The 18,663-nt window shown below is 47.6% G+C and carries 14 protein-coding genes; 7 read left to right on the top strand and 7 right to left on the bottom strand.

Annotation, left to right across the window (positions count from 1 at the left end):
* Positions 1–172: 172 nt before the first annotated feature.
* The 3 genes from uvrA (at position 173) to AC5YBX_RS02475 (ending at position 6,234) form a co-directional block, all read left to right on the top strand.
* Positions 173–2,998 carry an excinuclease ABC subunit UvrA gene (gene uvrA, locus AC5YBX_RS02485; RefSeq protein WP_494520118.1) on the top strand — a complete coding sequence of 942 codons (2,826 nt, stop codon included), beginning with the start codon at positions 173–175 and terminating at the stop codon, positions 2,996–2,998.
* Positions 2,999–3,153: 155 nt separating this feature from the next.
* The gene (locus tag AC5YBX_RS02480) at positions 3,154–4,191 is read left to right on the top strand and encodes a M20/M25/M40 family metallo-hydrolase (protein ID WP_494524306.1); all 1,038 of its coding nucleotides are present in this window, start codon (positions 3,154–3,156) and stop codon (positions 4,189–4,191) included.
* A gap of 234 nt (positions 4,192–4,425) precedes the next feature.
* Positions 4,426–6,234 (top strand): DEAD/DEAH box helicase, encoded by a 1,809-nt coding sequence (locus AC5YBX_RS02475; RefSeq protein ID WP_494520120.1) that lies wholly within the window; start codon positions 4,426–4,428, stop codon positions 6,232–6,234.
* Positions 6,235–6,456: 222 nt separating this feature from the next.
* Here the strand turns inward: AC5YBX_RS02475 and AC5YBX_RS02470 are convergent, their stop codons facing one another.
* The 6 genes from AC5YBX_RS02470 to metB all read right to left on the bottom strand — a co-directional run bounded on the left by AC5YBX_RS02470 (position 6,457) and on the right by metB (position 13,500).
* The gene (locus AC5YBX_RS02470) at positions 6,457–6,714 is read right to left on the bottom strand and encodes a cysteine-rich CWC family protein (RefSeq protein ID WP_494520121.1); all 258 of its coding nucleotides are present in this window, start codon (positions 6,712–6,714) and stop codon (positions 6,457–6,459) included.
* Positions 6,715–6,814: 100 nt separating this feature from the next.
* Positions 6,815–7,882 carry a c-type cytochrome gene (locus AC5YBX_RS02465; RefSeq protein ID WP_494520122.1) on the bottom strand — a complete coding sequence of 356 codons (1,068 nt, stop codon included), beginning with the start codon at positions 7,880–7,882 and terminating at the stop codon, positions 6,815–6,817.
* Between the two features lie 11 nt (positions 7,883–7,893).
* Positions 7,894–8,454 carry a c-type cytochrome gene (locus AC5YBX_RS02460; protein WP_475516914.1) on the bottom strand — a complete coding sequence of 187 codons (561 nt, stop codon included), beginning with the start codon at positions 8,452–8,454 and terminating at the stop codon, positions 7,894–7,896.
* Between the two features lie 202 nt (positions 8,455–8,656).
* Entirely contained in the window at positions 8,657–9,547 is an 891-nt protein-coding gene (gene metF, locus AC5YBX_RS02455) for a methylenetetrahydrofolate reductase (protein WP_475515770.1), read from the bottom strand.
* Between the two features lie 373 nt (positions 9,548–9,920).
* Positions 9,921–12,314: a bifunctional aspartate kinase/homoserine dehydrogenase II gene (locus AC5YBX_RS02450; protein WP_494524305.1), complete on the bottom strand. Its 2,394-nt coding sequence runs from the start codon at positions 12,312–12,314 to the stop codon at positions 9,921–9,923.
* Between the two features lie 19 nt (positions 12,315–12,333).
* Positions 12,334–13,500 (bottom strand): cystathionine gamma-synthase, encoded by a 1,167-nt coding sequence (gene metB / locus AC5YBX_RS02445; RefSeq protein ID WP_494524304.1) that lies wholly within the window; start codon positions 13,498–13,500, stop codon positions 12,334–12,336.
* Positions 13,501–13,723: 223 nt separating this feature from the next.
* On the opposite strand from metB, the gene metJ reads away from it, so the two are divergent.
* Positions 13,724–14,038 carry a met regulon transcriptional regulator MetJ gene (gene metJ / locus AC5YBX_RS02440; protein ID WP_110455796.1) on the top strand — a complete coding sequence of 105 codons (315 nt, stop codon included), beginning with the start codon at positions 13,724–13,726 and terminating at the stop codon, positions 14,036–14,038.
* Positions 14,039–14,144: 106 nt separating this feature from the next.
* Positions 14,145–14,873 (top strand): sulfite exporter TauE/SafE family protein, encoded by a 729-nt coding sequence (locus AC5YBX_RS02435; RefSeq protein WP_494521671.1) that lies wholly within the window; start codon positions 14,145–14,147, stop codon positions 14,871–14,873.
* Positions 14,874–14,928: 55 nt separating this feature from the next.
* Here the strand turns inward: AC5YBX_RS02435 and traF are convergent, their stop codons facing one another.
* The gene (gene traF, locus AC5YBX_RS02430; protein WP_494524303.1) at positions 14,929–15,915 is read right to left on the bottom strand and encodes a conjugal transfer protein TraF; all 987 of its coding nucleotides are present in this window, start codon (positions 15,913–15,915) and stop codon (positions 14,929–14,931) included.
* A 614-nt stretch (positions 15,916–16,529) separates the two neighbouring features.
* On the opposite strand from traF, the gene AC5YBX_RS02425 reads away from it, so the two are divergent.
* Together AC5YBX_RS02425 and AC5YBX_RS02420 are read left to right on the top strand one after the other, a co-directional pair.
* Positions 16,530–16,859 carry a c-type cytochrome gene (locus AC5YBX_RS02425; RefSeq protein ID WP_475515766.1) on the top strand — a complete coding sequence of 110 codons (330 nt, stop codon included), beginning with the start codon at positions 16,530–16,532 and terminating at the stop codon, positions 16,857–16,859.
* A 49-nt stretch (positions 16,860–16,908) separates the two neighbouring features.
* A complete protein-coding gene (locus AC5YBX_RS02420; protein WP_494524302.1) occupies positions 16,909–18,621 on the top strand; it encodes a DUF3373 domain-containing protein in 1,713 nt (570 codons plus the stop codon).
* The last annotated feature ends 42 nt before the right edge of the window (positions 18,622–18,663 follow it).

Here is an 18,663-nt window from a genome sequence, read left to right as displayed (position 1 = left end):
ATTTAGCTCAAAAAGAAAAATTAAAGATGCGATGTATATGTAGCTATTCAATCACAAAGCCATAATCGTTCGTCAACATTCCCCCTATCGCTTTTGTGTGAGCTTGCTATGACCTGAGACAATTTTTATGCGATAATCAGTCTCTTTTTTATTCGGACAATCAGAGAGACAGATGGACAAGATTGAAGTTCGTGGCGCCCGCACCCACAATCTAAAAAACATCAACCTGACAATCCCAAGGGACAAGCTGATCGTTATCACCGGCCTATCGGGCTCGGGTAAATCGTCATTAGCCTTCGATACCCTTTATGCTGAGGGGCAGCGTCGTTATGTCGAATCCCTCTCTGCTTATGCCCGTCAGTTTTTAAGCTTAATGGAAAAGCCCGATGTAGATCATATCGAAGGCCTAAGCCCAGCCATCTCTATCGAGCAAAAATCCACCTCTCATAACCCACGTTCAACCGTGGGCACGATTACCGAAATCTACGATTACCTAAGATTACTGTTTGCCCGTGTCGGCGAGCCAAGATGCCCCACCCACAATCAACCATTGGCGGCGCAAACCGTTAGCCAGATGGTCGACAAGGTGCTGGAGATGCCAGAGGACAGCCGCTTGATGCTGCTCGCACCAGTGATTAACGATCGCAAAGGTGAACACGTCAAACTGCTTGAGAGCCTATCGGCACAAGGGTTTATCCGCGCTCGTATCGATGGTGAAGTGTGCGACCTGTCCGATCCGCCAACCCTTGAACTGCACGTCAAGCACACCATTGAAGTGGTGGTCGACCGTTTTAAGGTGCGTGAAGATATCACCCAGCGCTTAGCGGAATCATTCGAAACCGCCCTTGAGCTTTCGGGGGGGATAGCCACCGTCGCCTCTATGGATGGCGATATCGACGAGCTATTGTTTTCTGCCAACTTTGCCTGTCCACATTGTGGCTATTCTATGGCCGAGCTCGAGCCGCGTATTTTCTCGTTTAACAATCCGGCTGGCGCCTGCCCCACCTGTGATGGTTTAGGGGTGCAGCAGTTTTTTGATGCCGAACGCGTGATCACCAACACTGAGTTATCCCTTGCAGGCGGTGCGATCCGCGGCTGGGATAGACGCAACTTTTACTATTTCCAGATGCTCAGTTCATTGGCCGAGCATTATAAGTTTGATGTCGAAGTGCCCTATGAGCAGCTCAGCGATAAAATTCGCCGCATCGTACTACATGGCTCGGGTAAAGAGAGTATCGCGTTTAAATACATCAACGATCGTGGCGATGTCGTGGTGCGTAACCACCCTTTCGAGGGGATCTTAAACAATATGGACAGGCGCTATCGTGAGACCGAATCTAATTCGGTGCGCGAAGAGTTAGCCAAGTATATTAATACGCAAGCCTGTAACAGTTGTGGCGGTTCGCGTCTGCGCGAAGAGGCGCGTAATGTCTTTATTGAAGATCTTAATCTGCCAAAGCTGACCGAATGGTCAATTGGCGAGGCGATGAGCTATTTTGAGCAGCTATCACTCACAGGTCAGCGCGCGCAAATTGCCGAAAAAATCTTAAAAGAGGTACGCGATCGCTTAGGCTTCTTGGTCAATGTCGGGCTTAACTATTTGAGCTTGTCGCGCTCTGCCGACACCTTATCTGGCGGAGAGGCGCAGCGTATTCGTTTAGCCAGCCAAATTGGCGCAGGTCTTGTTGGCGTTATGTATGTTCTCGACGAACCTTCCATTGGCTTGCATCAGCGCGATAACGAACGTTTACTGCAAACCCTCATTCATCTAAGGGATCTGGGTAATACCGTTATCGTGGTTGAGCACGATGAAGATGCAATCCGCATGGCGGATCACATCATCGACATCGGCCCAGGTGCTGGGGTTCATGGTGGTCAGGTGATTTGTGATGGCACCTTAGATGACATTATCAGCTGTAAAGACTCGATAACTGGGCAATATATCTCTGGCATTAAGCAGATCCACATCAGCGAAACGCCAGCGCAATATAATCCAGAGCAAGTTATCGAACTGTTTGGCGCAACTGGCAACAACTTGCAAAACGTTGACTTAACCATACCCGTAGGCCTGTTTACCTGCGTGACGGGAGTGTCAGGCTCAGGAAAGTCAACGCTTATCAACGACACCTTTTATAAGATCGCTCATCGTCAGCTAAATGGTGCCACGGTCGATGAACCCGCCCCTTACAAGCGAGTAGAGGGGATGGATCATTGCGATAAAGTGGTCGATATCGATCAAAGCCCCATTGGCCGTACACCGCGATCAAACCCAGCCACCTATACCGGCATCTTTACCCCTATTCGTGAGCTGTTCGCCGCGACCCAAGAAGCCAGAACCCGTGGCTATAAGCCGGGGCGTTTCTCCTTTAATGTGAAAGGTGGACGCTGTGAAGCCTGTCAGGGCGATGGTCTGATCAAAGTTGAGATGCATTTCCTACCCGATGTGTATGTACCTTGCGATAGCTGTAAGAGTAAACGCTATAACCGTGAAACCTTAGAGGTGCGTTACAAAGGCAAGAATATTCACGAAGTGTTAGAGATGACCGTTGAGGAAGCTCGAGAGTTCTTCGATGCCGTACCAGCCATTGCCCGTAAGCTACAAACCTTAATGGAGGTTGGCCTGTCTTATATCGGCCTTGGCCAGAGTGCAACCACCCTCTCTGGCGGTGAAGCACAACGGGTCAAACTGGCCAAAGAGCTGTCAAAACGTGACACAGGCAAGACCTTGTATATCTTAGATGAGCCAACGACTGGCTTACACTTTGCCGATATTCAGCTATTACTAGATGTACTGCATCGCCTTAAGGCTCACGGCAATACCATAGTGGTGATTGAACACAATCTCGATGTGATCAAAACCGCCGATTGGATCATCGATCTTGGCCCTGAAGGCGGCTCAGGTGGCGGCACCATTTTGGTCAGCGGTACTCCTACGCAAGTAGCTGAGCATCCAACGTCTCATACCGCGCGCTTCCTTAAGCCTTTACTCAAGGCGTAAGCCAACTCGCGTTGCTCTATTAAAGATAACCGCCAAAGCCAGTATGAAATCATTCTGGCTTTGGCGGTCTTTATCAATTAATTCTGGCTTTGACTGTCTTTATTAATTAATTGTAGCTAAGTTATAGCCTAGCCCACCACCCAAGCTAGGTGCCCATGAGAGTGCTCAATCCTGCTCGCATCATCACCCTCATCTCGCTCTTGTTCGCCTTTACGCTGCTCTTGTCCGCTTGTAGCAGTACAGACGATGCTTGTCACCGCCAATTGCAGCTCAATTGGGCCAATCAGACTCAGCTCCTAGAGGATGTAAACAAATTAAGCTCGCCCGCTTTTGCTGGGCGTAAAACCATGACGCTTGGCGCAGCTATGACCCGAGACTACCTTAACCTGCGTATGCAACAGGCGGGCTTAATGCCTTGGCCTAGGCTGCACGCCCCACTTCCCTCTAATGCCCCTCCGCGCGATAGGGAATTTGACCAGCACTTTAGCTATCAATATCAGTTTACTGAGCGCCAGGGTGTCAATCTCATCGGCATGCTACCTGCAACTCAAGCTAGCGACCAATGGCGGCTGATTGTCGCCCACTATGATCATTTAGGTACACAAGACACCGAGATTTACCCAGGCGCCGACGACAATGCCTCGGGGATAGCCGCGATGCTAGCGCTGGCTGAGCATGCCAAGGACCAGCAGCGGCCAAGTCATTTACTCTTTATCGCCACCGATGCGGAAGAACCAGGGCTCTATGGCAGCAAAGCCTTAGTCGCAATGCTACAAGATGACAACAGCCAACCTGCGATGGCACAAATTGAATTCGTGATTAATTTAGATATGGTGGGGCGCCCCAACCGCCACCACACCCTCTATATAGAAGGGCGCCAAAATTTTACCCAATTTACAGCGATACAAAACCGTTTAAGGCAAACGGTAGGGTTGTGTATCAGAGCCAATCACCCACCCGAAGCGGGTAAATCGATACAAAGGATAGATTGGTTAAGATCGTCAGATCACATCTCCTTTTATCAAGCCGGCTTGCCTTGGCTCTATTTGGGTATTCCACCCCATAGCGATTACCATCAAACCAGTGACATCGCATCAAAGCTAGATATCGAGTTTCTAGCAGCTGTTACAGAAACGGCTTACAAACTACTCATTATCGACAGTTATCTCTTAAATAACCGAGCAAAACAATAGATTAATTTGTAATTTATTAAAAAACAACTCACTGTTAATTATAGACTTTAGCTGTAAAGCCCCCTGTTTACCCCTAAAAATCAGACTTAAGTGGTAGCCAATCTATCAACTCACTGCTATAATAATCGGCTTACTGATACTTTTCGGTGCGGGAAGTCGACACGGGGTTGATTTTCTGTCTATAAAATCTTTAGTGCAGTCTCTGCACTTTGCTACACCACAAGGCTACAACCCATGTCATCCAATGAAAAAACTTTCCGCGAACTCGGTCTTGCCGAGCCTTTGTTGCGTGCTCTTGACGAGCTTGGTTACGAAAAACCAACGCCAATTCAATCTGCTAGTATCGAGCCACTTATGGCCGGTAAAGACATTTTAGGTCAAGCACAAACCGGTACCGGTAAAACCGGTGCATTTGCGCTGCCGCTATTAAATGCGATCGACCCAACGTCAAATACGCCACAAATTTTAGTATTAGCCCCAACTCGTGAGCTTGCCGTGCAAGTCGCCGAAGCATTTGGTAGCTATTCAAAATTCATGAAAGGTATGCACGTACTGCCGATTTACGGCGGCCAAAGCATGCATCAACAACTTAATGCATTGCGTCGTGGTCCACAAATCATTGTCGGTACGCCTGGCCGTGTAATGGATCATATGCGTCGTGGCACCCTTAAGCTTGATACGCTTAAAGCTATGGTGCTCGATGAAGCCGATGAAATGCTAAAAATGGGCTTCATCGATGATATCGAATGGATCCTAGAGCACACGCCGAAACAACGCCAGCTTGCATTATTCTCAGCCACTATGCCTGAGCAAATTAAGCGCGTTGCCAATAAGTACCTGACTGAACCAACGCACATCAGTATCGCTGCTAGCCATACTACGGTTGCATCAATCGAACAACGTTTCGTTCAAGTATCGCAACACAACAAGCTAGAAGCCCTAGTACGTGTGCTAGAAGTTGAAAATACTGAAGGTATTATCATCTTCGTTCGTACACGAAACAGCTGTGTTGAACTGGCAGAAAAGCTTGAAGCTCGCGGTTATGCTTCATCACCACTACATGGTGATATGAACCAACAGGCTCGTGAACGCGCCGTTGATCAGCTAAAACGTGGTCAGCTTGATATTATTATCGCTACCGACGTGGCGGCACGTGGTCTTGACGTTGAACGTATTGGTCACGTTGTAAACTACGATATCCCATACGATACCGAAGCCTATGTTCACCGTATTGGTCGTACTGGCCGTGCTGGTCGTACAGGTATGGCAATTCTGTTTGTGACGCACAGAGAAATGCGTATGCTACGTACCATTGAGCGCGCGACTAAGAGCCGTATCTCGCCAATGGACGTGCCTAGCCCAGAGACTGTGACCGAGCGTCGTCTTTCTCGTTTAGGTGAGCAGATTTCTGAAGTCATTGCTAAAGATTCTTTAGACTTCATGAAAGGCGCTGTTGCACAACTATGTCAAGAGTTAGAAGTCGATACTGATGTACTTGCAGCGGCGTTACTACAGCAAGTTCAGAAAGATCGTCCATTGCAGCTACCTAATATCAACGAACGTCAACGCGACAGTCGTGATGAGCGTAGCAGTCGTGAACGCGGTGAACGCGGTGATCGTGCTCCTCGCGAACGTACCCGTCGTGATTCACGCCCAACGCCAAGCAATCTAGGAACGGCTGATACCTTAAAGGATCATCCAGACGTTAAGATGTGCCGCTATGTTATCGACGTGGGTCGTGACCATGGTGTTGGTGTCGGTAACATTGTTGGTGCTGTGGCTAACGAAGCCAACATCGACAGTCGTTATATTGGACAAATCCAACTATTTGATTCAATGACCGCCATCGACTTGCCAGACGGCATGCCAAAAGATGTATTACAACATCTGAAGAAGGTGCGTGTATGTGGTAAGCCACTTAACATCCGTGAAGCCGGCACCGAACTGCCAGCAAGCGCGGGTGATGACAGCCGTCCACCACGTCGTCGTAAGCCAGCAGGCGACCGTAAACCACACCGTAAGGGTGGTAAAGACAACGCCTAATTAGGCCGAGTCCGGCTCACTTAAAGCCACCATGTGTTGACATAACCTAGCGTGGCTAAATAAGAGAGTTACCTCATCGCAAACGCGACAAAAAAGGAGCCTAATGGCTCCTTTTTTACGTTTCCCTAATAAGATTTATGTTGCTGAGATTGACTCAGCGTTACCAGAAAGCACTGAGCATACAAACCGCAATGTCGCTATCCAAGCGCGCCTTTATCTATATCAATCTATGCGTTTCAATCCAGCCTGCTGCTCTGCCATTAATGCGGCGGCGCAGACTTGGCAAATACACGCATCGCAGCGAACATTAACGGTTAATGATGCCTTTGGCACAAACGCCTGCCGCTGACACCAACAAGAGGCGCTGGGCTGCTGGTTGGCGATAGCACACTGATTTAATTGCTGGCATAGGGGGCAGTTTATCGCTGCACCTAATATCAAGTTTGACTCAGCAGTCGCAACCGCTTTGTTGTGTGTCATACCTCATCATCCCCAATAAAAAAGGAGTGTCAGCAACCAAGCTAACACCCCTTAATTCAGATTATTATACGGCAATCGCAGAGCCTATTAACGCCTAAGATTACTGTTTATCAGGATTCACGGGGTAAGATTGGCTACCTAAAACTGCGCCACCATCAACCGATTGACCATAATAACCTTGGTGCTTATGGTATTGCTTCTGTAGCGCTTCAACATCCCCCTTAAAGCGTGGATCTTGTGGGCGATCTTTCGAATTAATGTAAGCTGCAACATCCCAAGCTTGTTGGTTTGTCAGCTGAATACTCTTACCAAATGGCATATTCTCGTAAATGAAGTTCGCTGCAGTATTGACCCTGTGCATGCCTGCGCCCCAGTTAAAGCTCTGTGGCCCCCACAATGGCGGTAAGCTATAAACACCCGCAATAGCAAGCCCTTGGCCATCATCACCATGACAGGCTTGACAATGCGCTTGGTAAACCGTAGCTCCGCGCTCAGGAGAATAGGCTAACTCAGGCTTTTCAATCGGTGGAAAACCACGACCAGGAAGCTTTGCCAACTCATCGATATTCATCGCAGCTTTAACCGCCGCGGGCAGAGCAAAGTCTTCACGCTTGCCGCCTTTGAGCAACTCTGCATCGCTCAATTCTGGCACTTCGCCCGTCACTTGATATTGATCCATCAAGCCGCTCATGGCCAACCAGTAGGAATAAGCAGATAACGCCACTAACTCGTCACTGCCATCTGCCGGTGCTTTCCCGTTCATCGAGTAGGTAAAGCAACCTTGAATACGTTCTTGATAGCTGTTGACCTTATCGTTTTTCTTACGATAAGCAGGGTAAGCCATATAGGCAGCCCATAGCGGTGATGCATTGGGTTTACGCCCTGCATCCATATGGCAGTTAGAGCAGTTCAGCTCGTTACCGACATATTTACCACGTAACTGCTGAGTATTAACAAACAGCTGATAACCCTGTTTAACTTTATCGCCAAATGCCCCTTGAGGTATGGCACTCATCTCTCTTGGCGTTAAATAAACCGTATCATCTGACTTTGGCTTGACTTGTAATTCAGCCTGTTTGTCAGGTAACTCAGCGGCAATAACTAGGCTTGGCACACAGAGTCCAATCAACGCTATCAAAGCACTGCGTAGCGATTTAACATGATTCATGGTCAGACTCCCTATTTGATCTCGGCAAAATACTTGGCTAACGCATCAATCTCTTCTGCGGTTAGCTTATTTGCAATGGTCCCCATCATTGCATCTACATCACCCTTGCGAGTGCCCGCTTGCCAAGCAAGTAACTGGGTCTTGATATAGCTTGCCTGCTGACCAGCAAGACGTGGGAACTGGCCCCCACCTATGCCAGACGGACCATGACAGGTGACACATGCTGGGATCATTCTGTCCCAGTCACCTTGATACACTAATTCTTGGGTTGGGTCGCTGTACACTGCGGCTTCACCGCGAAGGTGAACACTGACTTCAGGCACTTCTTGAGATGAGAAATAGTCCGCGACAGGCTTAATTGCATCACCTTGGAGCACCATAGACATAGGCGTCATGCTGGCATTTTGGCGTTGGCCTGTTTGGAACAACTTGATCTGCTGAGTGATATATTCAGCAGATAGCCCTGCTAATCTTGGGCCTAATGGCTCAACACCTTGCCCTGTTGGGCCATGACATGACGCACACAATTGTGCTGATGGCGGCATCGCCATTGGCTCTGCCAATAAAGGCATCGACAATAACAACAAAGCCGAACCTAACGTTATCGATCTCATAATATCCTCCCGATTATAACTGCCCTTAATGATAGAGGGATTCGAACGAATAAGGTAATGGATTTCATCAAAAAAATTATAAAAGCTCCCCGAAAAACAAAAACGCATCCGTTCAATAACAGGATGCGTTCAAACATAACGATGGCAACACAACCTAGACTTATTGCCCTGGACGAACCCCTAAAGTATGGCAAATCGCATAAGTTAGCTCGGCACGGTTCAAGGTGTAAAAATGAAAATCTTTAACTCCTTCTCGCGATAACACTTTCACCATATCAATGGCCACATTAGCACCTACCATTTGTCGTGTCGCAGGGTCGTCATCTAAGCCTTCAAATTGGTTATGTAACCAGCGGGGAATCGACACATTGGTCATGCCAGCAAAGCGTTTAAGTTGCTTAAAGTTGGTAACAGGTAAGATGCCTGGAATAATTTCAACATCAATACCCGCGGCCACGCAACGATCACGAAAACGTAAGTAGGACTCGACATCGAAGAAAAACTGCGTGATAGCACGGTTGGCCCCTGCATCAATTTTCTTTTTTAAATTAATCAGATCCGCTTGCGCATTGGTCGCATCAGGATGGCCTTCTGGATAAGCCGCTACCGAGATATCAAAATCGGCCACCGAACGTAATAGGCGCACCAAATCATTAGCAAATCGAGTGGGCTTGGCACTGCCCTCGGGTAAATCGCCACGCAGTGCCACTATGTCACGCACTCCGGAATGCCAATAATGCTTGGCCAGCTCAACTAGCTCTTCATCACTGGCATCCACTAAGGTCAGGTGCGGCGCAGCCACCAGATCGGTTTCTTTCTGAATGCGTTCAATCACCCCGTGGGTACGATCACGTACGCCGGAATTAGCGCCATAGGTTACCGAGACAAACTTAGGCTTTAACGGTTCGAGACGCCTGATTGAGTTCCACAAGATCTGTTCCATCTCAGGGGTGGCTGGCGGGAAGAATTCAAACGAGACGTTAATGTCACCATTAAGCTCAGACAAGCTTTGGTTTAATGAGTTTGCATGTTGCGCGTGGTGAAAAGCCATCTTTATTCCCTCAGACGTTCGACGATAGTACTTAGACGTTTGGACGTCTATATGTCTACATACTAGAGAAACTCAGTTCTAAGTCAAGCGTAAAAGTTAACCAAAATTAAAATAGTCTATTCGCCTCTACAACAAACCGATTACAGCATGAGCGACATGAGCATCAAGCCATTGTTACATAAAATGTATTACCTGCTTACCGACAAGGTGTTGCCGATATAACTACCGGCTGGATAACAGAAATTTTCCAAGAAAAAGCGAATAATGTGGCATTGAGATGAAGTATTAGATGCACTATATAGCGGTATTATCGACAAAAAAAGCGGCCCAAGTGCTAACTTGGGCCGCTTAAGGTATGACGTCTGAGAAGAGGTTACTCTTGCAATAGATCGCGGCAGATCTGCGCCAGATCCGATTGCACCGCAGCAGCGGTGACTTCACGGCCGGCACCTGGACCACGAATAATCAAAGGATTATCTTGATAAAAGTGACTACGAATCACAAACACATTATCACCGGGCGTTAAGTTAGCATAAGGATCGTTGCGATCCACCCACTCAATCCCGACCTGCGCTGCAAGTTGACCGTCACTGTGTTGCAAGGAAGCCACATAGCGCAACACTTTATTTTGCTCCGCAGCCGCTTGATATTGACGTAGCATCTCAGCATCTAGCTCACTGATACGCTCGATAAATTCAGCCAACGGGAGCTGCGCAAGATGCGGCGGCACTAAAGAGTGCAGCGCAATATCATCAAGCTCAATATCATGGCCTATCTCTCGCGCTAAGATAAGCAATTTACGCTGCATATCTCGCCCCGACAGATCGTCACGCGGATCGGGCTCTGTCAGCCCAAGCGCCTTAGCCTGCAGCACCAATTCAGAGAAGGGTTTAGTACCATCGAAATGTTCAAACAACCAGCATAAGGTGCCGGAAAAAATCCCCCCCACCGCTTCGATGGCGTCGCCACTGTTATGTAAATCATTTAGGGCATGTTGCACGGGTAATCCCGCACCACAACTGGCATTGTAGCGCCAAAAAAGTCGACGATTATCCAGCTGCTGTTTTAATTCTTGATAAAAAGGTAAAGGCCCACTGCCAGCCAGCTTATTGGCGCTAACCATATGAATACCACGGGCAAAAAATGCTGGATACTGCAACGCTAAATCGGCGCTAGCACTGATATCTAACGCGATAAGTTCATCACATTCAACATGGCGTAATCGTTCAAACAGGTGGCTGTAATCCCAAGGGGTTGCTTGCTCATTAAATTGCTGCTGCCAGTGATTAAGATCGATATCGGTCTCGCTTAATAGCGCCAGCTTGGAACTCAGTAATCCCACTAACTCGAGACTGACCTCAAGCTCCTTGTTTAATACCGGTCTCGCCCGCTTAAACAGCTCAATCCACGCATCACCAATATTACCAATACCCAGCAGTAATACTCCGATACGTTTACGCGGGCCAGCGCAGCGACGATGTACCTTTTGCGTCAATAGGTTCACCTGCCCCTTAGGGACCAAAGTGACCAAACTTAGGCCATCGTTACACAATGGGTGAGCATCGCGGCTTAATAGGCGTGAAAAACCCCGGCGATAAAGTGCAGCATCGGCACTGACCAACGCCACTAAACCTAAGTCTTGTCGCACCTCTAATGCATCGATCCCCAATGCTTGAGTATTGACTTCAAATATCGCCCGCGCTTGTTTTTCACTCTCGTGGGTAAAGGCTAGCTCTGCAAGGCCAGACGCCGATGACCAGTAGGCCAAGGGAGCCAGTCCTGCCTTAGCAAAACACTCTAATAATTGAGGCAGCTCGGCATTAAAGCTTAAGCTAAACAACGACACGCTAGGTAGACTAGTAACGACGGGCGCGCTAGCCGATAAGCTCTTAGGCGCAATAAGCGTAAAATCGGTATGGGGCGCATAACTCGAGCGCACCGCTAGGCTCACGTTAGTGTCAAACAGTGGCTGTAAGGTACGGTTATGCAGTACCGGCGAACCAAGATGGGCTAAGCGATTAGCCTCGGTTAATGACATGCTTTTGAGCAGGCGTGCATCGTTAATGCGATTGGGATCGGCATTAAACACCCCTTCCACATCGGTCCAAATGGTCACCCGTTCAATATTGGCGAGGCTGGCCAGCAAGGTGGCGCTAAAGTCTGAACCATTACGGCCCAGCAACAGGGTATCGCCCTTATCATTAGCACAGATAAAACCGGTGATCACTAGGCGTTCATTAGGGTGAGCATTCAGCATCGCCTGCACTTTTTGCTTTGATTGCCCTATGCGAATTTGCGGTACCGCCCCTTCATCGGCCACTAATAAAGTGCGCGCATCCACATCGACTGCCCCGACGCCTGATTCACGCAGCAGCGCGGCAAGTAAACGCGATGACCAGCGTTCGCCAAAACTAACCACTTGATTGCGTTGGTAATCCGTTAAATCGGCAAGAGAAAGTAATGTGCTGAGTTGGGATTTATCGGTCGATAGACGCTCGCGCAAGCTGCGCGCCTGTTCGTTAGATAACAGTTGCTCGATCAGATTTTGCTGGTAACTGATCAACACTTGCAACTCTTCTTGCCACAACAGACCGGACTCGGTTAGCTCAAGTAATTTATATAAAAAATTAGTACTCTTGCCCGCAGCAGAAACCACGATGAGATCATCGCTATGGCCATGGGTGAGTAATATATGAGCGACACGGCGGTAACAATCTGCATCCGCTAAACTAGAACCGCCAAATTTATGCAAATGACATCGTGTCATTTTTTGCTCCTCAATACCTTTAACAACTTACCGCGATAGCCGCATCTAAACCCGCTTGAATATCTGCCACCAGATCGTCACCATCTTCAATCCCAACAGATAAACGAATAAGGGTATCTTTCACCCCTGCCTCTAAACGAGCCGCTGGCTCCATCGCTCTGTGGGTCATGGTAGCAGGAACCGCCACTAAGCTCTCTACTCCACCCAAGCTTTCGGCTAAAGAGAAGTATTCTAACGCATTTAAAAAGGCAATAAGCTCTGCTTCGCCACCTTTTAACTCAAAACTGAGCATGGCACCAAAACCTTTTTGCTGTTTTAACGCGATCTCATGGCCTGGATGGTCCGCCAAACCAGGATAATAGACCTTATCAACGGCGCGATGACGGGTTAGCAAAGCCAACACCTGCTGTGCGTTGGCTTGATGCTGACGCATTCTCACCGCAATTGTTCTTAAGCCGCGTAGGGTCAAATAGCTATCGAAGGCTGAGCCGGTTAACCCTAAGGTATTAGACCACCAATGTAACAGCTCACCCACTTCAGCATCTTTAGCGACAACCGCGCCGCCGACCACATCGCTATGCCCGTTGATATATTTAGTCGTTGAGTGGATCACTATGTCAGCGCCGAGCAACAGAGGTTGTTGCAAGATAGGCGATAAAAAGGTGTTATCGACTACCACTAGCGCCCCCACTTCATGGCTCTGGCTCGCAATCGCTGCGATATCGACCACGCGCAGTAATGGGTTCGAAGGGGTTTCTAACCAGACCATTTTAGGTTGGCGAGCAATAACGTCTGCCAAAGCAGCGGCATTCGTTTGGTCAACCACTGCCAGTTTAAATGCCCCTTTCTTGGCGAGGTGGGTAAATAGTCGATAGCTGCCGCCATAGCAATCGTGCGGCACCACGAGTAGATCATCGGGCCCCAGTAAATTGGTTACTAAGGTGATGGCCGCCATGCCAGTGCAGGTCACTATGCCTGCCGTGCCACGTTCGAGCTCCGCTATGGCGTCAGCCAAAATACAGCGAGTCGGATTACCCGAGCGGCTATAATCAAAATCTCTCGGTTGTTGATGGCCATCAAAGGAGTAATTGGTCGACAAATAGATGGGCGGTACAACGGCACCATATTGGGTATCGGATTCTATCCCCCCACGCACAGCTGCCGTGGCTAATTTACGCTCAGTCATCTTTTACTCCTAAAGTTAAATCGGCGGCAGTCATCTATACTTTAGAGATGTCTGGACGTCTAAATGTACCTAAGGCAAGCGGTAGCGTCAACATATTTAGACGTTTAGACGTCCAAACATGTAGAAATCTATTTGCAATTAACAAAAATTAGAGGCAATAATTTGACTGTACCCGGTAAGGGTATAAAATCTGCCCCGAATTTGAGAATTAACAGGTGAGTCAATGACTGAGTGGAATGGCGATTATATCAGCCCCTATGCTGAACATGGTAAGAAGAATGAGCAAGTGAAAAAAATCACTGTCTCTATTCCCCTCAAGGTGCTTAAGATTTTAACCGACGAACGCACTCGTCGTCAGGTGAATAACTTACGCCACGCTACAAACAGCGAATTGCTTTGTGAAGCTTTTTTGCATGCTTATACTGGCCAACCTTTACCCCATGATGATGACTTGTCAAAAGACAAACCCGACAGTATTCCAGCCGAAGTGAAAAAGCTGATGACTGAGATGGGCATCGAATGGGAAGACGTCGAGTAAATCGACTTTACCTATCCTGTTTTGCTAAAGAGGGATCGCACTGCGATCCCTCCTCTTTATCACGTCTAAACACACTGCAACCCCTGGTGGTATAGTGCCTGAACTTATGATTGATCCCATGATCCTTGGCCTAGCGTCGCTGATCATCTTTATTGGCGCCCTAACCCAAAGCCTGATCGGTTTTGGCTTAGCCGTTGTCGCCTCGCCGTTACTCTATCTCGTCGACCCAAGCCTAGTGCCCGCACCTGTCATTATGATGGGCTTTTCTATCGCCTTACTCACCCTGCTAAGAGAGAGGCGCGCACTGGAATTTAACGGCTTACAATATGCTTTACTGGGGCGTATCCCTGGCGGAATATTAGGCGCAACCTTATTATTGCTAGCACCACAACCAGTATTGGGATTAGCCATTGCAATCATTGTGGCTCTAGCCGTGGTTCTGAGCCTATTCAAGCTACGTCTCCCCATAAATCGCAGTAATCTTTTTATGGCGGGCATATTGTCGGGGATCTTTGGTAATATCGCTGCCATTGGTGGACCGCCAATGGCTATTTTACTCTCGGGAAAAGACGCCAAACAGTTTCGCGCAGCCTTGTCAGCCTTCTTCATCTTTAGCTCAATGATCGCCTTAATCATTTTGGCTTTCAGTGGATTACTCACACTGCGTCATCTGTATCTTTCAATGCTATTGCTACCATCGGTCCTGCTAGGCTTTGTAGTTGCTAATCGTATTGTCGGCGGCATCGACAAACAAAAAACCCAACGCCTTACCCTGATATTGTGCAGTACAAGTGCGCTGATCTTAGCGGTAAAATCGATTATAGAACTAACGTAACGACCTCAAATAGGTGTCCGTAAAAGGGAATAAAAATCAGCAAACAAGATAATCACTAAAAATGATATGAGGTTCGGATCACGCCCCCAATGGCATCATCACTGCCAAACAGCCCGGTTAAGTCCAGATTAAAGGTGCGACCAATACTAAAGCCTGTACCAACCGAATACAGGTCGATTGCGGTATTGTTTAAATTGTGGCGATAACCCACACGTAACGCCAACCAATCCGTGGTTTTTAGCTCCCCTGCGAAGCGCCAATATTGTGTACTAACCACTTCATCGAAACCTTGATGAGCATTCAAATCGATATCACTTGTTAGGGTAAGTGCAGCCCAATCATAAGCCACCCCAGCAGTATATAAAGGCTCAACTCGATAAGTAAATTGCCGCCCTAATGACTCTACACTCTGTTGTTTTGGGTCGATTAAATTGCGTCCAGACAAGCCAACGGTTAGCCCATTAAAAGGCTTAATTACCACACCAACATCAAGATTAAATACCGTATCATCATTACGATAGGGGGAATCATTACCACTATCAAAAGTCACGTTATTCGCATTAACTACATAATTGTAAGTGTCGATACGCTGTATTTTGGGCGAGAGCCCAACCGATATTGGCATGTTGACAATTGATAGAGGAAAACTCAATACAACGCCAACATCAGACACTCCCCCCGACACCAACGCCCCGAGAGAGCCTAACTCTGAAACATTTGCAGGATTGTTAACATCAAAATGGTCTAAATTGCTTTGAATCGCATCTGCAACACCTACCGCCTCGATATAAGTCTTATGAAACAGTGTCATTGGCATCTGCACCGTCGGCAAGACAATCGATGTACCTTGTGTCGCAGAGGTTCTCTCTGCTTGCGGCGATGCAATCCCCCGCGCCTCTTTAGTCGCATCTAACACTGACAAGACAGGATGATTGAAGAGATCTCCATGTTGATGACTTACGGCAACGTGTGAACTGTTTAAGGCAGAGTTATGTACACCATCATATTGCTGCTCGGCAAAGGAAAACCTAGTGAGACTCATCAGCGTGATTAACACTATTATGCTAAGGCACTTCATTCCCTTTTCTCCCCCCTCCGAATAATGGTCATTTTAAGCGTGTTGAAAGATTAGTACGCTCGATTGTTAAAGATAGTTCATTTCTTAAGTGCTAGATGATATGGCAAGTAAAAATACTGATATTTAGCCCGTATTTAACCTTTACTCCCCCAGCCTCTGCTGCGTAAATATGCTCGATAATCCACTATGGCTGATAAGATCAAAATACTGCCCATCGCGACGTATTTCCCAAAAATAACGCCCCCTTTCGACGACAATCACAGCGTTAGCGATAACAAGTTCATTAACATTACAGCCATTATTTAGCAGATGTTTAACTACTAAAGTGTGATTCACCTCCACCAGTAATTGATAGCCAACACCTCATCCCTGCAAAAACAACAAACAACAAAAGGCTTTTAATACAAAAACTTAAATCACATCAATTAGATTAATATCAATGATATTTTTATCAATTAGATTTTTATTGTAAAGGTGATCAACCTCAAACTCACATCTCGACTCCTTTAGTAAACTTTTTAACAACAAACACCCGCTTTGTTTAATAAAAAATCACCACGGGTGGTGATTAAGGAAAGATGATGAAAAACATAGTAAAAATTGCAACGTGCATCATGTTCACATTCTCGTTAGGCGCCCAAGTTTATGCCGTAGATGGCGGTAACCCGAAAAAAGGTAAACACCTCTACAAGAAAGAGTGTAAAGCCTGCCATAGCAAAGGCGATGCGGGCGGTGAAATCACTCCGATGAGTAAAACCATGAGCCAGTGGGATCGCTATTTTAAACGTGATCAACACAAGGTTAAGCCTGAGGTTTTTGAGCAACTCTCCGAAAAAGACCGCTTGGATATTCAGCAGTTTCTTTATGACCATGCGGCAGATTCCGATCAACCACAGACTTGCGGTTAAAACTCACTAAGCCCATCTACTGCGCACCTCGCGCGACGGAGAGACAAAGATGCGTACACTACTATCGATTTTAATTGCCAATGCATTAGCCTTTTCTGGCGGCGCGTACAGTGCCGACCAAGAACAACAAAAGCTGGCAGACTTAAAACAGCAACTAGCTGAGCTATCAGAAGAAATTGACGATATTAATAGCCGCGTAGACAAAAATGAGCGCCACACAGCACTGGATAGAATCCAACTCACAGGAGATTTTCGTACCAAGGCTCATTCATTGCATTATCAAAATGTCACTTGGAACCCAGCCATCAAAGTTGACTTCAATGATTTTGGCCAAAAAGCCATGTCTGGCACCTTTGGAATGCCAAACGATGCCAACTCGCCATTAGGCAAGATGTTAAGCGCCAACCCTGAATTAGCCAGTGCGTTCCAAAATGGCATGTTGCAGGGAGTAATGCCTTATGTGCTGGCGCCCAAATCGGTACAAGATATCGATAACGATATTTTCTATACCACCCGCCTCAGACTCAATCTAAAAGCCAAAGTATGGGACAACGTTGGCTTTTCAGCTCGATTAAGCATGTATAAAAACTGGGGGGACTCGACTGGCACCCAAGTATTTGATTCATGGCGCTCGTTCACCATGGATGGCAGTAGTAGTGGCAATACCAGCGGTGATTGGCTCAGAGTCGAGCGCGCCTACTTCGATTGGAAAAACATCGGTGGCACCAACACCTATCTTTCTATCGGTCGTCGCCCCTCAACCTATGGCCCACCATCACATTACAGGGAAAACGAGAAGCGCGGCGGCACGCCATCAGGTCACTTAGTCAACTTTAACTTCGATGGCGCCACCTTAGGTTACAACTTAGGCGAGATCACTGGTATTGATGGCCAAGTGGTCCGTTTCTGTTACGGCCAAGGCTTTGAGTCACAATGGGGTAATGGCGAAATGTTTGGTGATATCGTCACCAAAGACACACATCTAGGTGGTTTTAATATCGACGCCATCAACGACGGTAACCACTTCCTGCAATTTACTCTGTTTGGTGCCAAAGACATTAACGACGGCTTCAAAGGCACCATGGCTTTTCCTACTCAACTGGCAGGCATTTTTGCCCCAACCATGTACCAAGATATGCAGAAGTTTGAAAACTTCAACTTTCAAACCCGGGTACAACCTAGTGGGGTGATTGGTGACATGTATTTAGGGGGGGTCGGTTACGCCTATGAAAGCGATGAGGATATGAAGCTATTCGCCTCTTTTGGCTGGACACGAGCCGAAGGCAACGGCAATGCCGGTATGTTTGGCGGCATGTTAAGTGATGCGGTATTTGAAGCACAGCTCAACGCCGACGGCAGCGAAATTATCATGATGCCAGACGCCGCCGATAGCGCCGACACTAAAGATGGGTACGGCGTTTATGTCGGCATCCAAATTCCGGCGCCTTACGGTAAGTTAGGTCTGGAATATAACTATGGCTCTAAATACTGGACTCCGTTTACTCAAGCGCAAGACGATCCTATTGGCAGTAAGCTTGCCACCCGTGGTCATGTTGCCGAAGCCTACTACATGTTTGATATCAACCCACGTATGTTTATCAAACTGGCAGGGCTGTATTACGACTATGAATACACAGGTAGCGGTACCCCTGTTGGCGCGCCGCAAAAAATTGATGATGTCATTGAAGGCGGCGCTTATTCGATGCTGCCTGTGGTCGACACCGCCTTTGACATCAATGCCTCGTTAACAGTCAACTTCTAAACTTAGACTATCCCCCGGCCTGCGCCGGGGGTAGGGATCACC

The sequence above is a fragment of the Shewanella sp. 492 genome (assembly GCF_059338445.1).
The sequence above is the reverse complement of the archived record's forward strand: the minus strand, read 5'-3'. Positions and strand labels throughout refer to the sequence as shown.

What these genes read in the sequence shown, in the direction of transcription:
- uvrA (WP_494520118.1), top strand. Translation starts at nt 173, where the DNA reads ATGGACAAGATTGAAGTTCGTGGCGCCCGCACCCACAATCTAAAAAAC.
- AC5YBX_RS02480 (WP_494524306.1), top strand. Translation starts at nt 3,154, where the DNA reads ATGAGAGTGCTCAATCCTGCTCGCATCATCACCCTCATCTCGCTCTTG.
- AC5YBX_RS02475 (WP_494520120.1), top strand. Translation starts at nt 4,426, where the DNA reads ATGTCATCCAATGAAAAAACTTTCCGCGAACTCGGTCTTGCCGAGCCT.
- AC5YBX_RS02470 (WP_494520121.1), bottom strand. Translation starts at nt 6,714, where the DNA reads ATGACACACAACAAAGCGGTTGCGACTGCTGAGTCAAACTTGATATTA.
- AC5YBX_RS02465 (WP_494520122.1), bottom strand. Translation starts at nt 7,882, where the DNA reads ATGAATCATGTTAAATCGCTACGCAGTGCTTTGATAGCGTTGATTGGA.
- AC5YBX_RS02460 (WP_475516914.1), bottom strand. Translation starts at nt 8,454, where the DNA reads ATGCCTTTATTGGCAGAGCCAATGGCGATGCCGCCATCAGCACAATTG.
- metF (WP_475515770.1), bottom strand. Translation starts at nt 9,547, where the DNA reads ATGGCTTTTCACCACGCGCAACATGCAAACTCATTAAACCAAAGCTTG.
- AC5YBX_RS02450 (WP_494524305.1), bottom strand. Translation starts at nt 12,314, where the DNA reads ATGACACGATGTCATTTGCATAAATTTGGCGGTTCTAGTTTAGCGGAT.
- metB (WP_494524304.1), bottom strand. Translation starts at nt 13,500, where the DNA reads ATGACTGAGCGTAAATTAGCCACGGCAGCTGTGCGTGGGGGGATAGAA.
- metJ (WP_110455796.1), top strand. Translation starts at nt 13,724, where the DNA reads ATGACTGAGTGGAATGGCGATTATATCAGCCCCTATGCTGAACATGGT.
- AC5YBX_RS02435 (WP_494521671.1), top strand. Translation starts at nt 14,145, where the DNA reads ATGATTGATCCCATGATCCTTGGCCTAGCGTCGCTGATCATCTTTATT.
- traF (WP_494524303.1), bottom strand. Translation starts at nt 15,915, where the DNA reads ATGAGTCTCACTAGGTTTTCCTTTGCCGAGCAGCAATATGATGGTGTA.
- AC5YBX_RS02425 (WP_475515766.1), top strand. Translation starts at nt 16,530, where the DNA reads ATGATGAAAAACATAGTAAAAATTGCAACGTGCATCATGTTCACATTC.
- AC5YBX_RS02420 (WP_494524302.1), top strand. Translation starts at nt 16,909, where the DNA reads ATGCGTACACTACTATCGATTTTAATTGCCAATGCATTAGCCTTTTCT.